This is a genomic window from Methylovorus mays, assembly GCF_020531915.1.
In the GTDB taxonomy this organism is placed as follows: domain Bacteria; phylum Pseudomonadota; class Gammaproteobacteria; order Burkholderiales; family Methylophilaceae; genus Methylovorus; species Methylovorus mays.
The window spans coordinates 77,106-101,439 of sequence record NZ_JAJAVG010000001.1 but is presented as its reverse complement, the minus strand read 5'-3'; the positions used below and the strand labels follow the sequence as shown (position 1 = coordinate 101,439).

At 49.7% G+C, this 24,334-nt stretch carries 29 protein-coding genes; 19 read left to right on the top strand and 10 right to left on the bottom strand.

What is annotated here, in order from left to right; genetic code table 11:
• Positions 1-298 (bottom strand): NAD-binding protein (locus LG203_RS00470; protein WP_230343954.1); only part of this gene is annotated, 298 nt, incomplete at its 3' end.
• A 207-nt stretch (positions 299-505) separates the two neighbouring features.
• Here LG203_RS00470 and LG203_RS00465 point away from each other — a divergent pair.
• The 5 genes from LG203_RS00465 (at position 506) to LG203_RS00445 (ending at position 6,308) form a co-directional block, all read left to right on the top strand.
• Entirely contained in the window at positions 506-1,987 is a 1,482-nt protein-coding gene (locus tag LG203_RS00465; protein WP_230344031.1) for a lipopolysaccharide biosynthesis protein, read from the top strand.
• Between the two features lie 30 nt (positions 1,988-2,017).
• Positions 2,018-2,875: a glycosyltransferase family 2 protein gene (locus LG203_RS00460; RefSeq protein ID WP_230344030.1), complete on the top strand. Its 858-nt coding sequence runs from the start codon at positions 2,018-2,020 to the stop codon at positions 2,873-2,875.
• Between the two features lie 353 nt (positions 2,876-3,228).
• Complete coding sequence (locus tag LG203_RS00455) at positions 3,229-4,050, top strand: glycosyltransferase family 2 protein (RefSeq protein ID WP_230344029.1); 822 nt, start codon at positions 3,229-3,231, stop codon at positions 4,048-4,050.
• A gap of 111 nt (positions 4,051-4,161) precedes the next feature.
• On the top strand, positions 4,162-5,130 hold the full coding sequence (locus LG203_RS00450) for a glycosyltransferase (RefSeq protein WP_328486178.1): 969 nt from the start codon (positions 4,162-4,164) through the stop codon (positions 5,128-5,130).
• Between the two features lie 5 nt (positions 5,131-5,135).
• Positions 5,136-6,308: a glycosyltransferase family 2 protein gene (locus LG203_RS00445; protein WP_230344028.1), complete on the top strand. Its 1,173-nt coding sequence runs from the start codon at positions 5,136-5,138 to the stop codon at positions 6,306-6,308.
• Positions 6,309-6,325: 17 nt separating this feature from the next.
• Here LG203_RS00445 and LG203_RS00440 read toward each other — a convergent pair whose 3' ends face one another.
• The 3 genes from LG203_RS00440 to LG203_RS00430 all read right to left on the bottom strand — a co-directional run bounded on the left by LG203_RS00440 (position 6,326) and on the right by LG203_RS00430 (position 8,505).
• Positions 6,326-7,366, bottom strand: coding sequence for an acyltransferase family protein (locus tag LG203_RS00440; RefSeq protein ID WP_230344027.1), 1,041 nt, complete (start codon positions 7,364-7,366; stop codon positions 6,326-6,328).
• 184 nt (positions 7,367-7,550) lie between these two features.
• Positions 7,551-8,030: an FKBP-type peptidyl-prolyl cis-trans isomerase gene (locus LG203_RS00435; RefSeq protein WP_013442585.1), complete on the bottom strand. Its 480-nt coding sequence runs from the start codon at positions 8,028-8,030 to the stop codon at positions 7,551-7,553.
• A gap of 10 nt (positions 8,031-8,040) precedes the next feature.
• Positions 8,041-8,505, bottom strand: coding sequence for a peroxiredoxin (locus LG203_RS00430; RefSeq protein WP_230344026.1), 465 nt, complete (start codon positions 8,503-8,505; stop codon positions 8,041-8,043).
• Positions 8,506-8,584: 79 nt separating this feature from the next.
• On the opposite strand from LG203_RS00430, the gene LG203_RS00425 reads away from it, so the two are divergent.
• From LG203_RS00425 to LG203_RS00410, 4 genes are all read left to right on the top strand, one after another.
• Positions 8,585-9,736, top strand: coding sequence for a cupin domain-containing protein (locus LG203_RS00425; RefSeq protein ID WP_230344025.1), 1,152 nt, complete (start codon positions 8,585-8,587; stop codon positions 9,734-9,736).
• A 22-nt stretch (positions 9,737-9,758) separates the two neighbouring features.
• Positions 9,759-10,247 carry a DUF7931 domain-containing protein gene (locus LG203_RS00420; RefSeq protein ID WP_230344024.1) on the top strand — a complete coding sequence of 163 codons (489 nt, stop codon included), beginning with the start codon at positions 9,759-9,761 and terminating at the stop codon, positions 10,245-10,247.
• Positions 10,248-10,292: 45 nt separating this feature from the next.
• Complete coding sequence (locus LG203_RS00415; RefSeq protein ID WP_230344023.1) at positions 10,293-11,111, top strand: secretin N-terminal domain-containing protein; 819 nt, start codon at positions 10,293-10,295, stop codon at positions 11,109-11,111.
• 165 nt (positions 11,112-11,276) lie between these two features.
• Complete coding sequence (locus tag LG203_RS00410; RefSeq protein WP_230344022.1) at positions 11,277-11,495, top strand: hypothetical protein; 219 nt, start codon at positions 11,277-11,279, stop codon at positions 11,493-11,495.
• A 190-nt stretch (positions 11,496-11,685) separates the two neighbouring features.
• Here the strand turns inward: LG203_RS00410 and LG203_RS00405 are convergent, their stop codons facing one another.
• The 3 genes from LG203_RS00405 to dapA are packed head-to-tail and all read right to left on the bottom strand — an operon-like array spanning position 11,686 to position 14,678.
• On the bottom strand, positions 11,686-12,459 hold the full coding sequence (locus LG203_RS00405) for an MBL fold metallo-hydrolase (protein WP_230344033.1): 774 nt from the start codon (positions 12,457-12,459) through the stop codon (positions 11,686-11,688).
• Between the two features lie 51 nt (positions 12,460-12,510).
• The gene (bamC, locus tag LG203_RS00400) at positions 12,511-13,773 is read right to left on the bottom strand and encodes an outer membrane protein assembly factor BamC (protein WP_230344021.1); all 1,263 of its coding nucleotides are present in this window, start codon (positions 13,771-13,773) and stop codon (positions 12,511-12,513) included.
• Positions 13,774-13,805: 32 nt separating this feature from the next.
• Entirely contained in the window at positions 13,806-14,678 is an 873-nt protein-coding gene (gene dapA, locus LG203_RS00395; protein WP_230344020.1) for a 4-hydroxy-tetrahydrodipicolinate synthase, read from the bottom strand.
• Positions 14,679-14,882: 204 nt separating this feature from the next.
• Here dapA and rsxB point away from each other — a divergent pair, with 204 nt between their 5' ends.
• The 4 genes from rsxB to LG203_RS00375 are packed head-to-tail and all read left to right on the top strand — an operon-like array spanning position 14,883 to position 17,961.
• A complete protein-coding gene (gene rsxB, locus LG203_RS00390; protein ID WP_230344019.1) occupies positions 14,883-15,782 on the top strand; it encodes an electron transport complex subunit RsxB in 900 nt (299 codons plus the stop codon).
• A gap of 42 nt (positions 15,783-15,824) precedes the next feature.
• On the top strand, positions 15,825-16,457 hold the full coding sequence (nth, locus tag LG203_RS00385; protein ID WP_230344018.1) for an endonuclease III: 633 nt from the start codon (positions 15,825-15,827) through the stop codon (positions 16,455-16,457).
• Positions 16,454-17,518: an FIST C-terminal domain-containing protein gene (locus tag LG203_RS00380; protein WP_230344017.1), complete on the top strand. Its 1,065-nt coding sequence runs from the start codon at positions 16,454-16,456 to the stop codon at positions 17,516-17,518. Before nth ends, LG203_RS00380 begins: the two co-directional genes overlap by 4 nt.
• Positions 17,519-17,520: 2 nt before the next feature.
• Entirely contained in the window at positions 17,521-17,961 is a 441-nt protein-coding gene (locus LG203_RS00375; protein ID WP_230344016.1) for a DUF1841 family protein, read from the top strand.
• 16 nt (positions 17,962-17,977) lie between these two features.
• Here LG203_RS00375 and LG203_RS00370 read toward each other — a convergent pair whose 3' ends face one another.
• Entirely contained in the window at positions 17,978-18,385 is a 408-nt protein-coding gene (locus LG203_RS00370) for a hypothetical protein (RefSeq protein ID WP_230344015.1), read from the bottom strand.
• 147 nt (positions 18,386-18,532) lie between these two features.
• Here LG203_RS00370 and LG203_RS00365 point away from each other — a divergent pair, with 147 nt between their 5' ends.
• From LG203_RS00365 to LG203_RS00345, 5 genes are all read left to right on the top strand, one after another.
• The gene (locus tag LG203_RS00365) at positions 18,533-19,096 is read left to right on the top strand and encodes a sigma-70 family RNA polymerase sigma factor (protein WP_230344014.1); all 564 of its coding nucleotides are present in this window, start codon (positions 18,533-18,535) and stop codon (positions 19,094-19,096) included.
• A 44-nt stretch (positions 19,097-19,140) separates the two neighbouring features.
• The gene (locus LG203_RS00360; RefSeq protein WP_015830425.1) at positions 19,141-19,392 is read left to right on the top strand and encodes a zf-HC2 domain-containing protein; all 252 of its coding nucleotides are present in this window, start codon (positions 19,141-19,143) and stop codon (positions 19,390-19,392) included.
• 87 nt (positions 19,393-19,479) lie between these two features.
• The gene (locus tag LG203_RS00355) at positions 19,480-19,812 is read left to right on the top strand and encodes a hypothetical protein (RefSeq protein ID WP_230336893.1); all 333 of its coding nucleotides are present in this window, start codon (positions 19,480-19,482) and stop codon (positions 19,810-19,812) included.
• Position 19,813: 1 nt separating this feature from the next.
• Entirely contained in the window at positions 19,814-20,716 is a 903-nt protein-coding gene (locus LG203_RS00350; RefSeq protein ID WP_230344013.1) for an HvfB family MNIO-type RiPP peptide maturase, read from the top strand.
• The gene (locus LG203_RS00345) at positions 20,713-21,501 is read left to right on the top strand and encodes an HvfC family RiPP maturation protein (RefSeq protein WP_230344012.1); all 789 of its coding nucleotides are present in this window, start codon (positions 20,713-20,715) and stop codon (positions 21,499-21,501) included. The genes LG203_RS00350 and LG203_RS00345 overlap by 4 nt, the downstream gene beginning before the upstream one ends.
• A gap of 22 nt (positions 21,502-21,523) precedes the next feature.
• Here the strand turns inward: LG203_RS00345 and LG203_RS00340 are convergent, their stop codons facing one another.
• Together LG203_RS00340 and nadB are read right to left on the bottom strand one after the other, a co-directional pair.
• On the bottom strand, positions 21,524-21,859 hold the full coding sequence (locus LG203_RS00340) for a hypothetical protein (RefSeq protein ID WP_230344011.1): 336 nt from the start codon (positions 21,857-21,859) through the stop codon (positions 21,524-21,526).
• Positions 21,860-21,879: 20 nt separating this feature from the next.
• Positions 21,880-23,538 (bottom strand): L-aspartate oxidase, encoded by a 1,659-nt coding sequence (gene nadB, locus LG203_RS00335; protein ID WP_230344010.1) that lies wholly within the window; start codon positions 23,536-23,538, stop codon positions 21,880-21,882.
• 193 nt (positions 23,539-23,731) lie between these two features.
• On the opposite strand from nadB, the gene rpoE reads away from it, so the two are divergent.
• A complete protein-coding gene (gene rpoE, locus LG203_RS00330) occupies positions 23,732-24,334 on the top strand; it encodes an RNA polymerase sigma factor RpoE (RefSeq protein ID WP_013442565.1) in 603 nt (200 codons plus the stop codon).

Below are 24,334 nucleotides of genomic sequence, written 5' to 3'. Positions count from 1 at the left end.
CGGCTTCCACCGAGCCAGTGTTGAAATAGTTGGTCTCGGGGTCGTAATCGGTCGGGGTGGCGATGATGACATAGTCGGCACCTTCATACGCCGCCTGCTTGTCCATGGTGGCCTTGAAGTTCAGGGTCTTGGTGGCGAGATACTCTTCAATCTCGGCATCGGCAATCGGCGACTGCTTGCGGTTCAGCATCTCCACCTTCTCCGGCACGATGTCGAGCGCGACCACTTCGTTTTTCTGGGCCAGCAACACCGCCATGGAAAGTCCTACGTAGCCGGTACCGGCAATTGCTATCTTCATAAAACCACCTTAATGAGTAATCAGAGGAATGTGATATTGTTTAAAGCAAATGTGTAATGTATCCCAATCTGGGAATGCAAATTGCTTGATGCTGCAGGGGGGTATCTGGGCCTGTTTTAGTATGCATGCATTTACACGGAAGCAATATTCGTACTCAGTTTAACAGCCTGAGCGTCATTAATTCTATAGGTCCAATATTTACAAGGCATGAAACAACAACTCGTAAAAGGCGTGGCTTGGCTATCCGCTGCCAAGCTCATCGTTAACGGTCTTAGTACCGTCAGCACACTGATTCTGGCTCGATACTTAACGCCGGATGATTTTGGTCTAGTTGCTTTTGCCACCACTATGCTCACAGTTATCACTTCGGTGACGGAGCTTTCATTGGCCTCTGCGCTCATCCATCATCGAAATCCTTCCGAAGTTCATTACAACACGGCATGGACATTGAATTTTTTGAGGTCTCTTACCGTAGGCGGCCTGTTTTGTCTGGCGGCAACCTGGGTTTCTGACCTTCATGGTGACCCGCGCTTGCAACTGGTCATGATGATATTGGGGGCTTCGCTGGCGTTGAATGGATTTGCAAATCCTAAAATGGTGGTATTGACTAAAAATCTCGTGTTTTGGCAAGAATTTGTGCGTAATGTCGCTGAGCGCTTGGTTGGTGTTACTGTCGGTATTGTGATCGCGGTTGTTTACCAAAGTTATTGGGCATTAATAGCTAGTACCGTCGCTTCGCAGCTTGTTAGTATTCTCGTGTCTTATCTCGTATACCCTTATCGTCCCAAAGTTTCCTTTAAGCATGCGACAGAGTTGTGGTCATTTTCAATCTGGCTAACCTTGGGGCAGATCGTTAATACCCTCAACTGGAAGTTTGATCATCTGCTGGTGGGTTTTCTGCTTGGCAATAAATTATTGGGTTATTACACCGTAGGGGATAATCTCTCGACCAAGCCTACGCGAGAGATGATCGCTCCGCTGGAAACTACGCTATTCCCAGGATTCAGCAGAATTGGCGACGATAAGCAAAGACTTAAAAATGCTTATCGAAAAGCCCAGACACTCGTTGCCCTTATTGCACTTCCTCTAGGTGTGGGCATTGCCCTGGTGTCCTCATCCATCATTTTGTTGTTTTTGGGTGAGAGGTGGGAGCCCGTGATCCTTGTGATGCAAATTATGGCGGGATCTGTAGCAATTCAAACCTTAAGCTCGGCTGTACAACCTCTAGCGTTATCGCAAGGGCAAACAAAATTATTATTTAAGCGAGACCTCATCAGCTTTGCCATACGTGTTCCTTTGATTGCTTTTGGCCTATGGTATGCGGGGTTGCTGGGCGTTTTGATCGGGCGAGCAGTATCAACACTCATCAGTGTTCATATGAATATGACCATCGTTAGAATGATTATTGGCACTTCAATACGTGATCAATGGTGGGCCAATATACGATCCTTGGGCGGACTTGTCAGTATGATCATTGTTGTTATATTCGCTCAATATTTATTAGGTCTGGGTCACGGCATCATGGAGATGACGACACATCTTGTGATTTTTATTGCCTTAGGCGTTATTGCCTATGGATTAACTATACTGGGGCTATGGATGGCTTATGGAAAGCCTGAAGGCCCGGAGGGCGAGTTAATCAATGGGATTCAATCCGTGTTTTCCAAGTTAAAAATTAGATTCAAATAAATTTATTATAAGAAACTATCAAGGAATATCATGCTTGTTTCAATATATATGCCAACTAAAAACCGTCTCGCCTCCTTACAGTTGGCAATTAATTCTGTGCTCAGTCAGAGTTACAACGATATAGAATTACTCGTTGTTGATGATGGATCTACAGATGGTAGTCGAGAATATTTGCTGCAACTTCAGAAAGATGAGCCACGAGTAAAAGTTTTCCTGAATGATAAAAGTCGCGGTGCTTGTTATTCAAGAAATGTTGCGATTAAAGCAGCTAGCGGTGACTTTATTACAGGACTTGATGATGATGATGAGTTTCTCCCGTCCCATATTGAAGCATTGGTGGATTATTGGCACTTCCTGACCAAGTACTCTGATGAGCCAGTTTCGGCTATTTACACAAACTTTCTCTCACGTCAACCTCAAGGGGTTTGTAAAATTCGTAAGCGAAACAGGGTGACGTTCTCTGACCTTTATTCAGCAAACCAGGTTGGAAACCAAATGTTTGCCCCAACTTCACATTTTCGAATTGCAGGGCTCTTCGATGAAGAAATGCCAGCATGGCAAGATCTGGAATTTTTCTTCCGAATATTGAAAAAATTTGGTGATGCAAGACTTATGGATTTGCATACATATGTGTTTGATGAAATGCCTAGGGAGGACCGTATATCTTCGGGGAAAAAACAGCGTATTATGCAAGCATACAAATTAATGTCTATGAAGCATGCGGAAAATTCAGTCGACTCTCAGAGGCTTTATATACAAATGTTTTCAAGTCATTACAACTTCCCTATAAACCTAATTGATTTGATTAATTTTATGAAGATTGGATTTTGGTTTTCTGGGTACAAACAGATGATTGGAAGATACATTAGACGTAATTTTTTAAAGTAAGTGTAAAGCTAATGATTTGGTCTTTTGAAGGCCGATTAAATGTTTTCTAAATAATCTCTAGATATCTTAGAGATATAAAAGTAGGGCGCCTAAATTTCATAGTAAATTCTTTATGGATAAGATTATCTTGGCAATGAAATTTTACTTAGCTATTTGAGATGTTTTTCAAGTATTTTATTAATATTTGATTGGAAATATTAAACACATTAAATTAGATTTTTGATAAATATGATGACCTTCTGTATTAATAATAGTGTTCGGAGCGGGGTTTGCTCAATTGACATAAATATTATGCTGCAGCGGGCCATGCTGAATAGTTATTTTTTTACAATAAAATTTTGGTGATGAGAGTAATGAATTCTTTGAGCTATCCAGAATACAGTGCAATTATAAGAACATCAGCCAGTTTTCCTATCGTTGTTGATGTTATTAAGGCTTTGAAGGGGCAGTCATGTCCTCCCAAGGAAATCATCATCGTAGATTCAAAGTCCACAGAAGAAGATCGACTTAAGCTCGGCCAAATGTCTGATCAATTGATAATTTATCCAGATGAGGATTTTAATTTTTCTAAAGCCATTAATATTGGTGTTGAGCGCGCAAAGACAGATCTGGTTTTAATTATAAGCTCGCACGTTTTGATGCAAGATGATAGGGTCATGGAGCAATGCTTTTCCTATGAGGATATCTGGAGTGAAAGTTGCATAGGGGCCTGCCTGTACCCATCTCCATCTATAGCCGAGGGTTATAAGTTTAGAATAATGGATCGCACAAACCATTCTCCATATGATGGCTTTTCTAACTCGTGCGCCATAATAAAGAAAGTATACATAGATCAACGACCTTTTAGAGAAGAGGTTTTCTCTGCTGAAGATCAGGAGTGGGCAGCATATTATTTACAAAGATTGAATAAATGTTTTATTGGAATAAGTTGTAGCAAGCTACTCTACCTTAATAGTCGGGTTAATGATATCAAGAAAATTAATGAAATTACTTCCATGGCTATGTATTCTTTCCCTGAGCTGATTAAGTTCAAATCGTTATGTAAATATTTTAGATTAACTATACAATCTATAAGAGCTGGCGAGAGGCGAAAATTTTTACTAAACTTTAGAATATTATGTGAATTGATAATGCTTAGATTTAGAAAAATAAAAAGGAACTCTACTTATTACTAATTAATGATTTAGAGCTTACTTTAGCATGCATTATGCCTGATATTTTTCTAAGTAAATTGCTCTAAAATCAGAAACAAATATATTAAATTAACATTTAGATAGTAGATAAAAATGACAGAATCTCCATTCATTACCATGATTATTTGCACGCGAAACCGTGCGGCACAACTACGGCAAGTGTTGCAGTCAGCAACAGAAATGGATATTCCAAATGACTTGTCGTGGGAGTTTATCGTTGTTGATAACGGTAGTTCGGATGGCACTTTGGATGTTGTGATCAGCTTTGCAGATCGCTTGCCCATACGCTGTGTCCGGGAAGATATGGCTGGGTTATCAAATGCCCGAAATCGGGGTGTTGCAGAAGCAAAGGGGCAATATATCTGCTGGACGGATGACGATGTTGAGATCGATTCCAATTGGTTAAAGGCATATCACGAGGCGATTTTGCGCCACCCGGAAGCAAGTCTTTTTGGTGGAGAAGTGATACCCAGGTTGTTGCCGCCAACACCTGGATGGTTTGCCAAAAATATGAATGAGTGGCCATTGAGCAACTTGATTGCTCAACGTCTATTTGGTGTTGAGTTCGAGTTAACATTTCAAGGATGGAAAATTCCTTGGGGCGCAAACTTTGCAATTAAAACATCGGAACAAAAAAAATATCTTTATGATCCTGAACTGGGAGTGTCTCCAAAACATAGAAGGGTTGGGGAAGAAACAAACATGATGTATCACCTGTTCAAAAATGGTGGCTCGGGATGGTGGGTGCCAGGTGCGAAGGTGAATCACATCATTCCAGCCTCAAGGCAAACATATAAATATTTATATCAATATTCTTATTTGACGGGTGAAACTTTCGCATTCTTGCGTCATACATATCCTGATGATAATTATCTGTTGGCATCAGGTCGGCCACCTAATGAATATAGTTTTTCTAAGTTTGAACTTTACTTTTTTGCAGCTAAACGCCTGTGTAGATTTTCAATTGCTTGGATGTTAAATAAACCATCTCATTTGAGATATTTAAGAGATTATGCATATTATATGGGGGCAGCCTCATATAAAGAAATGATGAAAGATTAAATTGAATGACGATTGATAACATGTCAGATTCAGGTTCACCTACAGTCGATGTTCTTATTACCGTATTTAACGGAGAAAAGACATTATCTAAATCGATAGATTCAATTCTTAATCAAACATATTCCAATCTGAATATTGTAATCGTTGATGATGGTTCTACTGATAAAAGTAGGGAGTTGTTGAAGGATATTTCTGCTAAAGACCATAGAGTCCAAGTGGTTGAGAAAGCACATTCCGGGATTGTAGATTCTTTAAATACAGGGTTGGAGTTTTGTAAAAACCAATTTCTAGCTCGGTTTGATTCTGATGATATTTCTTTCCCGACTAGAATAGAGCGGCAAGTATCATTTCTACAGAATAATCCCGAATATGTCGCGGTATCATCTGCATTTGTAACTATCGATCAGGCTGGCAACCCAATTAGTGGCAAGAATAAACATCCTGATGTTTCTTTGGCTGATCCTGAGTGGGTGCCCGCAAAAGAACCATTTCTGATGCAAACTTTATTAATGGTCAGGCGCTCCGCTTTTGATTCTGTTGGTGGATATAGGTTTTGTGAAGTTTCTGAAGATTCAGATCTTTATTGGAGGTTAAGTCAGCTCGGTGGAATGCACATAATTGATGATGTCTTAGGCCAATATACTTATAATCCAGATGGGGTCTCGAGCAAATCGATTGTAAATGGTAGACGAATGTCGTTTTGGTCGCAGTTCGTGGCTACATCAGCTCGAAGGCGAAGAAATAATGTCCAAGACATGGTTTTTGACAAAAAACGTTTAGATTCAATTGGTCCTGCTAAATCAATGCAGGATTTCATGGACTTTGGTGCCTATGATCTTATGCCGAACGAGATTCAGTTTTTTAAGACGACTTTCTCGGCAAAATTGCTGCAACTGACTTCTTACAGGCCCTATGAGTTGGAGGTTGAAGATTGCGAATTTATAAATTTAAATTTAGTAAAAAGATTAAATGATATTTCTTATGTTAACAGATGGATATTGAAGCGAGATATTGAGAAAGCAGCATTAAGGCTTTTTAGTAAATTTAGACTTCGAGAAATGATTGCATTATGTGGGATTTCATTTCCTTTTGTTTTGATGAGTGCTTTTGCCAAAAAGGTGTTGCCAACCTCTTTTAAAAATAAGTTAAAGGCTTTATTCATTCATTATAAAAAATGAAAAGTGTATTATTTTTTTCATGTTTTATTCTGCATGTTGGGTTTATTAAAGAAATTAAATATTGAAAATTTAGAAATGGATGCTGAAAATATCCATTCAGTCTTCGTTTTTCTGATGTAATAAAAAGCAAGCATGGGGATAAGTATTCCCGCCATACACCCTGCAATGATATGAAAAGAGATGTCGCTGACGTGCAGTAGTTTGCTTAAGGCGATGCGGGTGCCACTTCCAATAATGATATGCATCAGGTAGATAGCGAGAGAAGCTGATCCTATAAAAGCAAAGAATTTGCTCTGCACAAGATTGGCCAAGGCAGATGATAGTGATGCGATAAAAAAGATAGAGATAATGGCGAGCAACAGGCTGGGAATGCCATGTGCTTGGTAGGTAAGATGTAATGTGGCGTGAAAGTAGTACTGACCCGTAAGAAAGAGAAGAGTAAAGAAAAGAAGAATCCATGGAGACGAGAGTGCATCTTGGCTGCTTTGTTTGCTAACTAGGATTCCCAGGGAAAAAAATACTAAATTATTGCTTATCATTGAAATTAAACTCCATGAAGGAAAGTAATCATGAAGTAAATAAACAGCTATGGAAAAGCAGAAAAATACGCTGATAGCCTGGAATGATAGTAGTCTAAAAAAGACTGAACAAATTAGAAAACAGAACAGCAGTGTGTACAAGAACCAGAATTGTGCTCTGGGCTCCCAAAGCAAACTGAATACTTCCGTAAGTTTCACATGACCATTGGTGTATGGAGATAATCCAAATTCAATGATTCCCTGAAGCAGTGACCACAAAATATAGGGATAAAGAATGGTGTCTATCTTGCTGAGCAGCATCTTTTTATGTCCATGTTTCTTTGTAGATGCGACAAAGAAAATGCCGGACAAGAAAAAGAACAAGGGCATATGGAAGCTATATATAACGCTATCTGCTAGCTGAAAGCTGGCATTTGTGCTGTTAAAACTTTGGCATATTCCCCTGGCTACATGGCCATATACAACTAAAATAATCCCAATTGCTTTGGCATAATCGACCCACAACTCCCGCGATCGCATGAGTGTTTCTCCAGATTAGTGAATGTTGCCTCCCCCCACAAACTGGTTTTATTAATTAAGCGAGATTTTCTCGTCAATGTTATTTGTCATGGCATTTGTAATGCTATTCCAAGCATGGCCGAGCATAAAGAAGGGGGCAATAGTGCATATGCACTATTGCCCCCTTTTGTACCTGCTTTAATGCTTAGTGGTGATGGCCGCCTGCGCCATGCACGTGACCGTGCTCGACTTCTTCCTTGCCTGCTTCGCGCACGCCGGTGACCGTACACTTGAACAGGACGCGCTCGCCAGCCCATGGGTGGTTGCCATCGACGATAACTTTGCCGTTTTCAATGTTGGTGATGGTGTAGAGAATAACTTCGCCGGTTTCGTCTTCGCCTTCAAACTGCATGCCGACCTTGAGGTCTTTGCTAGGGAATGCCGAGGCGGGTTCCATTTGCACCAGCTCTTCGTCGTAGTCGCCAAAGGCATCGGATGGCTCGAGGGTAATCTCTACGGTGTCGCCCACGGATTTTCCGTGCAGTTCTTCTTCAACACGTGGGAAGATGTTGTCGTAACCGCCATGCAGATAGCTCACGGGGTCGGTGCTGGACTCCAGGATTTCGCCTTCGCTGTTGCGAAGTTCGTAGGTCATGGAGACAACAGTGTTCATGGTAATTTGCATAGCGGTTCTTTCAGTCCAAAGTTTTGATAATGTTCAGTATTTCGAGTGCATGGCCTTTGGCCGTGACACCATATTGCATGTGACGCAGTAAACCTTTGGCATCAATAATAAAGGTGGAGCGTACTACCCCCATTTTTTTGATGCCGTCTTTCTCTTTTTCTTGCCATACCTTGTATTTTTCACAGACTTTACGGTCTTCATCGGCGAGAAGCGTGATGGCGAGTCCGTGTTTGTCGCGGAATGTGGCGTGGCTGAGACAATCGTCTTTGCTGACGCCGACAATCAAGGTGTTATAGCGGGCAAAATCCTCTTCGTGGTCGCTGAATTCAATGGCTTCCACAGTGCAGCCCGGCGTATCATCCTTGGGGTAGAAATAAAGGACGACATTTTTGCCACGGACACCGGAGAGCTTGAAAAGCTCCATGTCTGCGTCAAAGAGGGAAAAATCAGGAGCCGGTGCACCAAGCTGCAACATCTTGACCTTGCAGTAAATGAGTGTGATCAAATTCTAACCTATTTTTTATTGGCAAGTCGCTACACAGTAGGATGATTGGATGAAAAAAACAGATAAAACGCCGCAGACAGGCGAGCAGCCACTGGCCTTGCTGGGCGGCATTTCAGCAGAAATATTTCTGGCAGAGTACTGGCAAAAAAAACCGTTGCTGATTCGCGGGGCTATCCCGGATTTTGCAGGCTTGCTCAGCCCGGATGAGCTGGCAGGGTTGGCTTGTGAAGAGGATGCCCAGGCGCGCCTGGTGAGCCAGGTGAAGGGGCAATGGCGCTTGCGTCAAGGGCCTTTTGCGGAAGAGGTGTTTGCCAAGCTGCCGCAAAAAAACTGGACGTTGCTGGTGCAGGGCGTTAATCATCATTTACCCTCGGCGATGGCCTTGTTGCAGCAGTTTTCTTTTGTTCCCCATGCGCGGCTGGATGATTTGATGGTGAGTTATGCGCCCAGTGGCGGTGGTGTTGGGCCGCATTTTGATTCTTACGATGTTTTTTTGCTGCAAGGGCAGGGCAGTCGGCTCTGGCGCATCAGTGAGCAGCGCGATCTTGCTATCGTCGATGGGGCGCCGCTGCGCATATTGCAGCATTTTGATACTGCGCAAGAGTGGGTGCTGGATGCGGGTGATATGTTGTACTTGCCGCCTCATCTTGCACATTGGGGCATAGCCGTAGGGGATTGCATGACCTATTCCATCGGGTTCCGGGCCCCATCTGCGCAGGAGCTGGGTAGCGAATTTCTGGCGTATCTGCAGGAGCGCTGTGCTCTGGATGGCATGTACGCCGATCCGGATCTCACCATGCAAGCGCATCCGGCAGAGATCAGCACTGGTATGTTAAATCGCGTCGCCCGCATGCTCGAACCATTGCGTTGGCAACAAGAGGATATTGCGCATTTTCTCGGGTGTTATCTGTCTGAACCTAAACCGCATGTGGTGTTTGATACGCCTGCAGGCATGCGGCCTGCTACCTTTGCTAAAAAGTTACAAACACATGCTCTGGCACTTAGCCTTAAGACGCAGATGCTGTTTTTTCGCGATGCCCTGTTTATTAATGGCGAAGAGGTGGGCATGGCTGAGTCAGTGAGAGCTCTGCTGATTGAGTTGGCGGATCGACGTCTGATTGAGCCCCAGGAGGTAACAGACCCTGACCTGCTCTCGCTTTTGCAGGATTGGTATCAGGCGGGTTACGTCGAGTTTTTATAGTGCAGTTCAGCCGGAGGATGCCATGAGTTCCTTGCCAGAAAACACGGTGTTAACCAGCAGGCTTGACTATCAATTTGCCTTGACGGCAGTGCTGGAGCAAGCGCAGCAGAAGGTATTTATTTTTGATACTGATTTGTCGTTTGGGGGATTCGAGACGGCAGATAATGTGGAGCGGCTAAGAGCCTTGCTCGTGAAGCAGCCCGCCGTCACGGTGACGCTGATATTGCAGGATACGCGCTACCTGCTTGGCCGCTGCCCGCGGCTGCTGGGCTTGATACAACGATATCAGCATGTGATGACCGTGTATGAGACAAACGACGAGGGTAAACGCGTGAGCGATAGTTTTGTGCTGGCGGATGATCGTGCTTATCTGCGTCGATTCCATGTAGACCAGGTCAGGTTCAAATACAGTCTGGACGACGCGGTTACTGTCAGCTTACTTAGCTTGCGATTTGAGGAGCTGTTGCAGCTCACCCATCATCAGATCAGTACCACACCCTTGGGGTTATGACATATGAGGCGAATATTGGCTGTTTATGAGGGCGCAGGCATGAGGATGATGACGTTGCTGTTGCTGACGCTTTTTAGTGCCTCTTCTGCATGGGCGCGAACCGAATTCAAGATGATCACCTTGCAGCACCGGTTTGCCCAGGAGCTGGTACCTATCGTGGCACCCATGGTGGGTGATGATGGCAATGCCAGTGCCATTGATAACCATCTCGTCATTCGGGCATCGCCCGAGCGCATGCAGGCGATAGAGGAGCTTGTTGCCAAGCTGGATACCGCACGCCGCAATATGCGCATTACGGTCGCGCATGAAGACATGCAATCTGGCAATCAGCAGAATATAGGCGCAAGTGGCAATGTGCGCATTGGGCAAGGGCGCGTCATTGTACAGCGGCGCATGCCTGGAGATGGCTTGCCGGAAAACGATGTGAATATTGACCTTGATCAGCGCGAGTACAGCAGGGCTCAGCAAGGGACGGAATTTGTAAATGTGGCCGAAGGGGAAAGGGCATTCATACGGGTTGGTCAACGTGTGCCCTACACACAGCAATGGGTCGTATTAACACAGTCTTATGCGCAACATATTCGCAATACCGGGTTTCAGGACATTACCACCGGTTTTGCCGTCAGGCCTCGTTCCCTGGGTGACCAAGTGGAGGTTGAAATAACGCCTAGAATTGCCGGGCAAATGGGAGCAGGGGGTGTGGTAGATTTTGAGGAGCTTTCGACCGTGGTGATGGTGAGGCCTGGAGAGTGGCTTGATATCGGTGGAACCATGCAGTCTCGCGATGACGTCAGTCGTGCGATTCTCAACAGTCAATCGGCAAGCGGGAGTGGCTATAGCCGACTCATGATTCGGGTCGACTGAAGGTGCTGTTGTAAAGAGTATTTTAAATTAAAGTTAAATTAGCCCATCGGTGATAAAAACAGTGGTTTTTTTTTTCGGAGGTGGTAGAATTTTTACCACTCGGCTTCTTTCACAGGTTTGCCGTACTGGTTTAACTTATAGACTATATTGTTAAGGGATACAAAAATGACTCGTTCCGCTCTGCTTGCCGCTTTGCTCGCTTTGGCTCTTACCGCTTGCGGTCAAAAAGAAGAAGCTCCCGCTGAGGCTCCTGCTGTTGAAGCACCAGCTGCTGAAGCTCCTGCCGCTGAAGCACCAGCTGCTGAAGCTCCTGCTGCTGAGGCACCAGCTGCTGAAGCACCAGCCGCTGACGCTCCTGCTGCACCAGCTGAAGAAGCTAAGTAAGTCTTTCTAGTATTTACTAGCAAAGTAAAAAGGCCAACTGCAAAGTTGGCCTTTTTGTTCGTCTGTTGTTTGCTGAATTGTCGATAATTATCAGCTAATTACTCAGTTCAACGACAATTCTATATGGCTTAACGTTAAAGCCATATAGAAAATATCTGACGTTATTATTGTGGGATGTCTGTTATTTAGTCTAACGAATATCCCGCCAGTCAAATCCCAGTTCCTGATCTGCAATGCTGATCCAATCGCGTTCACAGTTGAGCGCGGAAGAGAGACAATCAATAACTAAATCCGGGTGATTGTTTTTGGCGCTAAGATGTGCCGCCAGCAAATGTTGCAGATGACTCAGATCCAGGTTGGCAAGAATGGAAGCGGAGGTGGTGTTGTCCAGATGCCCCAGTCGCCCACTCACCCGCTTTTTCAAGGGCCATGCGTAAGGCCCGTTCATCAGCATATCCAGATCGTGATTGCACTCCAGCACTAGCCCATGGCAGCCAGAAAGCATGGCTTCTATATGTGGCGTGGATGTGCCGGTGTCTGTGAGAACTCCTAGCTTGCGGTCACCATCATGAAATGTATATTGCACAGGCTCGCGTGCATCATGCGGGACGGGGAATGGGTTAATGGCAAGATCCCGTATGGTGAATGGGGTATGACTATCAATGATATGGAGTTCAAAGCCACGTTGTTTGGGCATCAGCCGTTCGACCATGGTCAGCGTGCCGTGGGTCAGCCATACCGGGATGCCGAACTTGTTGGCGAGCTTGAAAACGCCGCCAGCGTGATCATCATGCTCGTGGGTGATCAATATGCCATTCAGGCTCTCGGGTGCTATGCTGGCGCGTTGCAGGCGATAAATGGCGTCGCGCAGGCCGAAGCCACAATCCAATAACAGGGTGGTGTCGCGGGATTGAACCAGCAAGCCGTTGCCGGCACTGCCGCTTCCTATGGAGCTGAAACGCATCATGATGCCATGGAGCTTAGCGCCCCATGGCCTGGAAGATCAAGCGCAACCTTATTTCAGTTGTTCAAACAGCAGATTCATGATGCGTTTGGCGCTGGCAGATTTGCTCGGCACACCGTCTTTGTCGGTCACAGAGACTTTGGAGCCAGTGCCGTCATCTTCCACCTTCACGCGATATTGACGCTCAGCTTCCTGCTTGGCTTTGTCTTTGTCACTACCCCAGAATTTCAGCTTGTCAGTAATGCCCTTGTCCTCAGCCGGCTTGGCAGCAGCTTCTTTCTTGGCTTCGTCTTCTTTGTCATCGCCCCAGAATTTCAGGCTGTCGATCAAGCCTTTTTTCTTTTGAGGTGTGTCATCAATGTCTACATCGGAGTAGCGCACGTAGAAAATACCACTGGAGCGGTCGCGGTCTTCCACCACAAAGCCTACGCGGTCCAGTGCCAGGCCGACACGGCGCCAGGCGCGATCAAAACTGTCATTGACGGCAAGCGAGGCGGTGCCATCGCTGTTCTGGTTAAGCTTGGCTCGGACTTCGGTATTCGAGGTGGTGATGATGCTGCGCGATTTCTTTTCTTCCACGCCCAGTTTCACCATCAGGCGACGCAACAGCTCAGCGTCGATATCTTCCGCATCGGCGCGAGCTTCTTCTTTCTTGCTGCGCTTGTAGCCTAGTTCAACCACACCAGCACTGGTGACGACGCGTTCTTTGTTATCTTCTGGAGCTTCGCTGACTGAGCGGTGGCTCATGTAAATTTCAGTGGTGCCAGCTTCTGTACCGTTATCCAGACGGGTACGGAATTTCTGGCGATTCTGCAGAGTATTCAGCTTGTCGAGCCAGCCCTGGAATTTATCCAGATAATTGCCCTTGTCATCCTTGGTCAAGGTGCTGGGGTCTACCCATTCCGTTTCCATGACGCCGGTTTGTGGGTTCTCCACGCGGACGGAAAAGCCAAGGTCTGCCCAGAACTCACGAACGACAGGCCAGATTTTCTCCGGAGGCGCCTGGACAACCAGCCAGCGCTGGGCACCAGCGCGCTCCAGCCTTACGTTGTCAGGGTTGGCTAATACTTTGACCTGCTCCTCTACTTGCTCGGATTGCCCCTGGCTGTAGTTGGAGTAGGTGGTCGAGCCAGGAACAGCATAGGTGTCATTTGACGAAATTGATGTCAGGTCTGGCGGCACTTCCAGCGGGCGCGAACGGCCAGCTGCCTTGTAATCGGATGAGGTGTCGATAAAGGGAATGGAGTCGCAGGCGCTGACGGACAGCGCAAGTAAGGTCGCGAGTACAAGCGGTTTCAAAGTGAATCGATTCATGCGGTTTCTCGTCAACTTTCGAGTCAGTGAGTTTAGATAGAGGCGTTGCCCATGGCGGCACGCAGTGTCTCGTGATGCTGCGCGGAAAGGGGGACCAGTGGCAAGCGTATGCCCGGGCCGATCAGCCCCATTTCGCCCAATACCCATTTAACGGGGATGGGGTTGGCTTCGACAAACAGTTTCTGGTGGAGTGCAAACAACTTGGCATTAATGCTGCGAGTGGTAGCTGCATCCCCCGCCAACGCCGCCTTGCACATTTGCTGCATGAGGCGAGGGGCTACATTGGCCGTCACCGAGATGACGCCATGTGCGCCCATCAGCATCAAAGCGGCGCCAGAGGCATCGTCGCCACTGTAGATGGCAAAGCCGGCAGGGGCACGCAAAATCAGATCGGTACCGCGCTCCAGGCTGCCAGTGGCATCCTTGATGCCCACAATATTTGGCAGCGCTGCCAGTCGCAGGGCTGTTTCATTGCTGATATCGCAGCCCGTGCGGCCAGGTACGTTGTAAAGGATTTGCGGAATATCGACAGCCTCAGCCACGGCCTTGTAGTGCTGATACAAGCCTTCCTGGGTGGGCTTGTTGTAATACGGTGCAACCAGCAGGCAGGCGTCAGCGCCGAGTTCCTTGGCCTTGCGTGTCAGGTAAATGGCTTCGCTGGTAGAGTTGGCGCCAGTGCCCGCAATAACGGGAATACGGCCAGCCACTTGTTCGATAGCAGTTTTGATCAAGAGGCAATGTTCATCAAAGTCCACGGTGGGGGATTCGCCCGTGGTGCCGACGATCACAATCCCGTCGGTGCCTTCCTGCACGTGAAAGTCGATAAGGGAACGTAATGCCTGAATATCCAGACCACCATCCTCATGCATGGGGGTGGCGATGGCAACAAGACTGCCTTGCAGCATGATCAACCTGACAATGTGAATTAAATCAAAACATTTTAACTTAAAGTAGCCTCTGAAGAACACGCTTTTTGCATCTGCTTACATCATATTTGAGCATATGGCGGCTCTGGTTTGGCATATGGCGGGCGTGATCAAGCCCGATATTAGTCATGGTCTGTTACCGCTTAATTAAAGGGCTCAAGCCTGTATAATCCGTTTCATATCATGTCTGTATCCAAGCCTATTTCCCCCCCGGTCTTGCAGCGCCTGCGTCGATTAGTCGTGGGCAAGCCCATCCCATCCAGTTTAAGTGCGCTGCAGGCACAGGATGAAACCAGTCCACTGGTGGCGAGCATCGATGCCATTCTGCCGCAAACGCAATGCACGCAATGTGGTTATCAGGGATGCAAACCCTATGCTGAAGCGATTGCGCGAGGCGAAGCCAATATCAATCAATGTCCGCCCGGTGGCGATGCGGGGATACGTGCACTTGCCAGTTTATTGCAGCGACCTTACATTCCACTGAATCCCCAGCACGGCATACAAAAGCCCAAACAGGTTGCCGTCATCGATGAGCAGACCTGTATTGGCTGCACCCTGTGCATACAGGCATGTCCGGTGGATGCGATTCTGGGCGCATCCAAACAGATGCATACCGTGATCGCGGACGAGTGTACTGGCTGCGAGCTTTGCATTGCGCCTTGCCCGGTGGATTGCATCAGCATGCAGCCGCCACCCGTCACGACACGCCCACGCTGGCGGTATCCTCAATTTGCCATGCATGCCCCTGCCGGGCCGCTGGATGTACAGGAAGCCAATATCGCGCGTGAACGCCATGCGTTCCGTGTGCAGCGGCAAGCGCGTGAACAGGAGGAGCGGGCACGCAAGCTGGCGCAGCGCCGCGCCGCCAGTGCCGCGAATAGCACCACACAAGATCCAGCTGCTGAGCAGGCGGCCCTGGCGAAAAAAGCCGCAATTGCCGCTGCCATGGCCCGGGTGCAGGCACAAAAAGCCGCCTCTGCACCCCGCAACACCGAGGTGCTTAGCCCCACCGTGGCGGCCGAGATTGCGGCCATTGAGGCAAGACGTGCGCAGATGAAAAAGACCGATGACAGTGCAGATTGAATTTTTTAAAACTGCGTCAGCAGCCACCATGAGCGCAACACCATGAATGCAGAAAAAAGACGCGAGATTTTCAAACGCTTGAGTGAGGCCATTCCTGAGCCTAAAACCGAGCTGACGCATACATCCACATTTGAATTGTTGATTGCGGTGATTTTGTCGGCCCAGGCCACAGACAAAGGCGTCAACATTGCCACGGCAAAGCTGTTTCCGGTGGCCAATACCCCGCAGGCGATTGTTGATCTTGGGCTGGACGGGCTGGAAAGCTATATCAAGACCATAGGCCTCTACCGCAGCAAAGCCAAAAATGTGCTCGCTACCTGCCGCATGCTGGTGGAGCAATACAACAGCGAAGTGCCGCGCACGCGCGAGGCGCTGGAAAGCCTGCCAGGCGTGGGTCGCAAGACGGCAAACGTCATCCTCAACACGGCATTTGGTGAGGCTACCATTGCAGTGGATACGCATATTTTCCGCCTTGGTAATCGCATAGGCCTGGCCCCCGGCAAGACACCGCTGGAGGTGGAAAAGAAACTGCTGAAGACGGTCCCCAAGGAGTACATGCAGGATGCCCATCATTTGCTGATCCTGCACGGGCGCTATGTGTGCGTGGCACGCAAGCCAAAATGTGCAGCCTGCGTGATCTACGATCAATGTGAATACAAGGAAAAAACAGCTTGAGTGAAGTCGCTACGGGTCTGGCAGTAGGCAATGCGGCGCGCCCGGAGCTGGCCGCCGAAGCCGTGCAGCAGGCCATGCAAAAACTCGGGGATCGCGTTCCGAATAGTGTATTGCTGTTTTTAACGGAAGAATTCGCCGCCGATCCGCAGCCTGCCATCCGGGCTGCCGCCGCGGCGTCCAGCTGTCTGCAAGTCATGGGCTGTTCTGCGCCTGGCATTTTTACCGAGCAGGATTGGGTGCTGGATACTCCTGCGGCGGCGGCCATGGTGTTCAGTGGCGATATGACCATGCTGCCCAAGCCTGAAGGCCTTGAACTGCGGATGGCACTGACGGCACCTAATGCACTGAATACGGTCTGGTTGCAATCTCCCGCAGCGCGATTTGGCGGGGTGTCAGGGGATGCCATGGGCCAAGGCCCTTTCTCCGTATGGCAGCATGCCAAGGGTACGCCGGTCGGGCATTGCGAAGCTGCGTTTCGGGGCGTCAATGCTGCGGTGCTGGTGTCGCATGGTTTGCGTATATTGACCTCCATCCAGACCATCGATGCCGCCAGCGATTACGATCTCCTGCAGTTAAATGCGCAAGCAGCATTGCCGATGTTTCATCTGTCATTTCCTGATACGGCCCCTTCATCTCATCTGCTGATGGCGATGGTGGCTGATAGCGAGGCTCTTCTGCTGGCAGGGGATTTTCAGCTGGCGGGTATCGTCTCGGAAAACGCGGCGCAGCAATCGCTGACGCTGACCAAGCCATTGCGCGCAGGCCAAGTGGTATGTTGGGGCGTGCGTGCCGCCGACGCTGCCGAAGCCGAGTTGCAAGGCCTGATCGCCAATCAGCTTGCCGCCTGGGGCCGTCAACCAGCGTTTGGATTGTTTTTCAGCTGCCTCGGGCGCGGGCCTTATCTGTACAACGGCATGGATAGAGACCTGGATGCATTGCGGCTACGTTGTCCTGGCATGCCGTTGATTGGCTTTTATGGCAATGGCGAGATTGCCCCACACGGACAAGGCAGTGAGCTGCTCGAATATTCGGCCGTACTCGGCCTGTTTGCCAAGGATTAATCATGGCCTTATTTAATCCATCCCGCGATGAAGTCCGGCGGTTCTTTTTCGATAGCTGGGCCAAATATCGCCAGCAGGCAGCATTGACACCTCTCGAAGCGTTGGCGCTACAGGTGATGCAACTGCATCCTGAGTACCATGCGGTGCTGGATGCGCCTGAGCGCTATCTGGAGCAGGCGTATTTTCCTGAAATGGGTGAGACCAATCCTTTCCTGCACATGAGTTTGCACCTATCGGTGCTGGAGCAGCTCTCCATCGACCAGCCACCCGGTATACGACTAGCCTATGAGACGCTCAGGCAACGTCACGGCAATGAAATGGATGCCCAGCATGACCTGATGGACTGCCTGGCAGAAACCATCTGGCGGGCGCAGCGCGATCAGCAGCCGCCGGACGGCATGGCCTATATTGCCTGTTTTCAGACCAAAGCCAGGGCCGATTAAGGCCTTGATAGGCGGGTTACTGACATTCCTTGCTACTGACGAACTTCGCCATTTCCGTCACCTGTGCCTGAATCGCGAATGCGAGTGCCTTGCGATCCACATTTCCCACCCAGTATTTATCGCATTTCACGATCAGGCCGCCTTCTTTGGCGGGTTTGCCTTTCTGCATGTGAATAAAAGCCGGAGCCGTGACATTGGTTTTGTCCGGGCCGCCGCCGACAAAGATGCCTATCTTGAATTTTTTATCGAGAGACGGTGTGGATGCTGGCGCATTTTCAAAGCCGTTGCTGATTAATTGACTGACCTGGCTATCGGTAAATGCAGTGGTATTGTTGTCGAAATACCAGGCAAACTCCCCTGCGTTGGCCCATGTGGTGCCTGCAGCCAGCAGGCATGAAATGGCAAGTGTATAGCGCGTTTTCAAAACGTATTTCCTGTATTGGCATGGTTCATGAACAGGTGCCGTGGGCACTTTTTCGAGGTTATCAGACCAATGCAGAATTGCAATGGTCCGATTGGCCAGCCATCTGGTGGCATGGTGCAACCCCTGCATTTCGTGATTGAATAGCGCATGAAAAAAACAGACCCCCATGCCTGGCTTGCCGACCACGGTGATTATCTTTACCGCTTTGCATTGGCGCGGCTGCGGGACAGTCACCAGGCCGAAGATGTGGTGCAGGAGACGCTGCTGGCTGCCATGCAAAGCGCCAGCTATGCCGGACAATCGGCCCCCCGCACCTGGTTGGTGGGCATACTCAAGCACAAGATGATTGACCTGATCCGCAAGCAAATGCGCGAGCAACCGGTGGAAGGGCTGGGAGAGGATTTGCCCGATGAGCCAGGCATGGATGAGTTTTTTGACGAGGACAATCGTCACTGGAACGACAAACCGCAGAGTTTTGGTATGCCGGAAAACAGCCTGGAACAAAAGCAGTTCTTGACCATTCTGCAGGAATGCATGGATCGGCTACCCAAAAAACTGGCGGCACTTTTCATGCTGCGCGAAGTGCAGGAAGAAGAAAACGAAATAATTTGTAAGGAACTGGATATTAGCTCGACCAATGCTTGGGTGATGTTGTATCGGGCCCGAATGGGGTTACGCAAATGTCTTGAATTGCATTGGTTGGGGCGCTAGAAAATGAGCGCTTGTTACCTGAATAGAGGAAAGGGAGGAACGCTATGCTGAGTTGCAAACAAGCCAGCAGGCTGTTGTCCCAGTCGCTGGACAGGCGCCTGACTTGGCGTGAGCGGACTGCGCTACGTCTGCATTTGACCATATGCGATGTGTGCAGGCGTTTTGGGCGGCAGTTGTTATTGCTGCGCGAAGCTGCCAAGCGCATGGTCAGGCTGACCGAGCAAAATGAGACTTTGCAGTTATCCCAGGAGGCGAAGGCGCGCATTGCCAGTGCCCTTGATCTTGAGCGTCAATAAAGTTGAAACTGGTATTGATGTGCAGGAGCATGGGGTCGATGCTATTCACTAGATGAGCTATCCACTTAAATTTTAGGAGAAATAAAAATGAACACTTCCAAGAAAACCCTGAGCCTGATGGTCGGTACTGCATTCGTGGCTTCCGTGGCAGCTGCCAATGTCCACGCTGCTGAAAATCCATTTGCCATGAAGACCTTGTCTTCCGGCTACATGGTGGCTGAGGCTGACAAGATGAAAGACGGCAAGTGTGGCACGGGCAAGTGCAGTGCTGAAATGAAAGCCAAGATGGCCAAGGAAGGCTCATGCAGCGCCGATAAAAAAGCCGAGGGTTCCTGCAGCGCAGACAAGAAAGCCAAAGAGGGCTCTTGCAGCGGTGACATGAAGTCCAAGGAAGGTTCCTGCCACGCCGACAAGAAGTAATATGAAGCAGGCGCAATCGCATCATCCCATCAAGGGAGCGGGGCTGGGCCTCAAGCGCGAGCTGTTGCCGCAGATTCAGGCAGCTTACGGCACTGGCCTGACCGCTCACCTTGATTTTGTTGAGATTGCGCCTGAAAACTGGATAGGTGCCGGTGGCAAATATGCCAAGCAATTGGCCTGGTTCACCGCGCGCTATCCCATCGTTTGTCATGGATTGTGCCTGTCGCTGGGCGGGCCGGATCCACTGAATGAAGATTTTCTGCATCAGGTAAAACAGTTTCTCGATCAGCACCAGATTCCGCTTTATACCGAGCATTTAAGCTACTGCACCGATGGCGGCTATTTGTATGATCTGCTGCCCATTCCCTTTACCGAAGAGGCCGTGCATCATGTGGCGGGGCGTATCCGCCGCACACAGGAGATTCTGGAGCGTCGTATTGCGGTAGAAAATGCCTCGTTTTATGTGGCTTCGCCCATCGCTGAGATGGATGAGGCCAGCTTCATCCGCGCCGTGTTGCAGGAGGCGGATTGCGATTTGCACCTCGATATCAATAATATCTACGTCAACAGTGTCAATTTTGGTTTTGATCCGCATGCGTTTCTGCGCGAAATGCCGGGCGAGCGCATTGTCTATGCCCATATCGCCGGACATGACCAGGAGGCTGAGGACCTGATCATCGATACCCATGGGCAGGATGTGATTGATCCGGTCTGGCAGTTGCTGCGCGAAGCTTATGAACTGTTTGGCGTTTTCCCCACCTTGCTGGAGCGCGATACCAATATTCCGCCGCTGGCGGATGCCATGCGGGAAGTGAATAAAATTGCCGATCTGCAAATGGCGCCGCAAGGTATTGCCAGACAGCAGCCAGCCGACCCCATCAGTCGCAAGCGGGTGCCCGCATGAGTGATACGGAATCCTCATTGCCGCTATTTCAGCAATATCAGCTGGCATTCACGGCGCATATTCGCCATCCGCGCCAGCATATGCGCCCTGCAGGGGTGCAGGCCAAGCGCATGCGTGTCTATAACGAGATCGTATTCAATAATCTGCAGTCATCTGTAGGTGCCTGTTATCCGGTTTTGCAGCGTGTATTGGGCAAGCGCGCATGGCAGGCGCTGGTGCGCCGGTTTTTTGCCGAGCATCAGGCGAGTAGCCCTTTTTTTCGCGATATTCCCAAGGCCTTTCTGGAGTTTTTGCCGCAGGTTGGCACATTGCCGCCTTATGCCGTCAGTCTCGCGCATTATGAATGGGTAGAGCTGGCGATTGCCTCGGCCGATACGGTGACACCATTACTGACGGCCGAAGGCGATCTGTTGCAGGGCATCCCCATCGTGGCTCCCGCCTTGGCTGTGCTGGTCTACGATTATCCGGTGCAGAAGATTTCAGCTCGTTTCAAGCCGCGGCAGGCCTTGCCTGAGCCGGTGCACCTGCTGGTGTTTCGCAACGAGCAGGATGAAGTCAAGTTTGTGGAAATGAATGCCATGACAGCGCGCTTGTTGCAAGTACTGCAGCCTGGTGAGCTGACGGGGCTTGCGGCCTTGCAACAGTTGGGCCTGGAGATGGGGCATGCGGATACTGATGCCTTGATAAGCTTTGGCGGGGCACTGCTGGAAGAGTTGCGCCAGCAAGATATCGTCTGGGGCATTGCCGTTGGCGATGAGGCAGGTATCAGGCCCGACGCATCCTGACCTGATGACAGGTTAAGGCGGATCAGCCAGGCAGATCCGTCACGCTGTAAATCGTCCAGTGCTGGCTGCCTGCGCGGGTGATCGAGCATCCCAGGCTTGCACTGGGGTGTTCGCGATTAAGCACATGTTTGGTATGGTCGGCCGTCTGCTTGTCCAGATACCAGCGGTCTACCCATACCACTTTGCCGGATTGTGGTTGCGTATTGGTCAGCGTGATCAGTTTGCCATCATTTATTGCACAGTCTGCATCCTCCACTTCGATCAATTGCACGGCAGCAGTCGAGCTGTTGTCTGCCTGAGAATGTAGTGGGGCGAGGAAGGCCGCGATCAGCGCGGCAGATAGCCAGGTGTGTTTCATAAGCAAGCTTTCGTCTGAATCTAATGTGTTGCCTTGGTGCGGCGTGCCGGTTTTTTCAAACTCGTCATCTCGTGATGACCATGATGGCGATCCAGCAGGCTGTAGTAATTGGATGGGGTTAGCACGGTAGGAATGGCATCTGGCAGCATGTCAGGGTAATCCTTGCTGTAATGCAGGCCGCGACTCTCGTGCCGTTCCATGGCGCTATTCACAATCAGTTCGGCCACCTGCAGCAGGTTGCGCAGCTCAATCAGATTATTGCTGATGCGGAAGTTGCTGTAAAACTCGTGCACTTCATCACGCAGCAAATGTATGCGGTGCAGGGCGCGTGTCAGGCGCTTGTTGGTGCGCACGATGCCCACGTAATTCCACATGGTGCGGCGCAGCTCGCTCCAGTTGTGGGTGATGATGATTTCTTCATCGGCATCGGTTACCCGGCTTTCATCCCAATAGGGCAATTTGACCGGGCGCTTGTTCGGTTTTGCCAGAATATCCTGTGCAGCGGCCTGGCCGAATACCAGGCACTCCAGCAGCGAGTTGCTGGCCAGGCGATTGGCCCCGTGCAGGCCGGTACAGGCGGTTTCGCCAATGGCATACAGCCGTGGAATATCCGTACGGCCAATGTGGTCCGTCATGACACCGCCACAGCTATAGTGCGCGGCGGGCACTACCGGGATAGGCTCGCGCGTGATGTCGATGCCCAGCTCCATGCAGCGGCGATAAATGGTGGGGAAGTGCGAAAGCACAAAATCGGCCGGCTGATGCGAGATATCGAGATACACGCAATCAATGCCGCGCTTTTTCATTTCAAAGTCGATGGCGCGGGCGACCACGTCGCGTGGCGCCAGTTCGCCACGCGGGTCATGTTCCAGCATGAAGCGGGTACCATCGGGCAACAGCAGACGGCCACCTTCACCACGCACGGCTTCGGTGATCAGAAATGACTTGGCCTGCGGATGATACAAACAGGTTGGGTGGAACTGGATGAACTCCATGTTCGCCACGCGGCAGCCTGCGCGCCAGGCCATGGCAATGCCATCGCCCGTGGCGACATCCGGGTTGGTGGTGTAGAGGTAAACCTTGCCTGCGCCGCCCGTGGCCAGCACGGTATTCTGGGCGGCAATGGTGAGCACCTTGCCGCTCTGGTTATCCAGCACATAGGCACCTAGGCATTCTGCACCTTCGATCTTGACCTTGCGGGCCGTAATCAGGTCCACGGCGATATGGTCTTCCAGCAGGGTGATGTTGGGGTGCTTGCGGACTTTTTCGGCCAGTGTTTTTTGCACGGCATGCCCGGTAGCATCGGCGGCGTGAATGATGCGGCGGTGACTATGACCACCTTCGCGCGTCAGGTGAAAACCGCTATCGTCATCTTCACGGGTAAACGGCACGCCCTCGTCAATCAGCCATTGCACCGTTTCGCGGCCATGCTCGGCGACCAGGCGGGTGACTTCGGCATCACAGAGTCCGGCGCCGGCAATCAGGGTGTCCTGAATATGGGCTTCAATGGAATCGTCGTCGGTGAGCACCGCAGCAATGCCGCCTTGTGCCCAGTTGCTGGAGCTATCATTGATGCTGCGCTTGCTGACCAGACATACTTTTTTGTCTGCTGCCACTTTCAAGGCCAGGGTGAGACCCGCCAGCCCGCTACCAATGATCAATACATCAAATTGCTGCATATATATCCGTCAGGTGAAACTTTAATCAGTGTAGCGCTGTCTTCAACACTAAGCTAGTCGACACCAAGCTGGGAGAAATACAATGATTAATGCAAAAAATATGGGAGAATTTTCGCGCCTAGGTTTCGTAGACACTACGATGCAAGGGTATACTCCGAAAATTAACAATATGCAGACAGGGAGCGCTGGCCCCATGGTGGGCAACCGGGAGATAGATCAGGAATTGGTTGAGCGTGCTCAGCGCGGTGATAAGCGCGCTTTTGGCATGCTGGTGGACAAATACCAGCGCAAGCTGGGGCGTTTATTGTCCCGACTGATTCGTGACCAGGCTGAGGTTGAGGACGTGGTACAAGAGTCCTTCATCAAGGCATATCGCGCCTTGCCTAACTTCCGGGGTGAAAGTGCGTTCTACACTTGGTTGTATCGTATTGGCATCAACACCGCCAAGAATTATCTGGTGGCCATGGGCCGTCGTCCACAGGTATCCAACGACATCGAAATCGAAGACGCTGAAAACTTCGAGGACGGTAACGAATTGCGTACCATGGACACGCCTGAAACAGAGTTAATGACCAAGGAAATCGCCCGTACTGTCAACGACACCGTTGCGGCACTTCCTGATGAATTACGGACGGCGATTACCCTGCGCGAGATTGAAGGTTTGAGCTACGAGGAAATCGCGACCCTGATGAACTGCCCGATTGGTACGGTGCGTTCACGTATTTTCAGGGCTCGTGAAACCATTGCGCAGAAACTGCGCCCGTTGCTGGATACGCCTCAGGACAAGCGCTGGTAA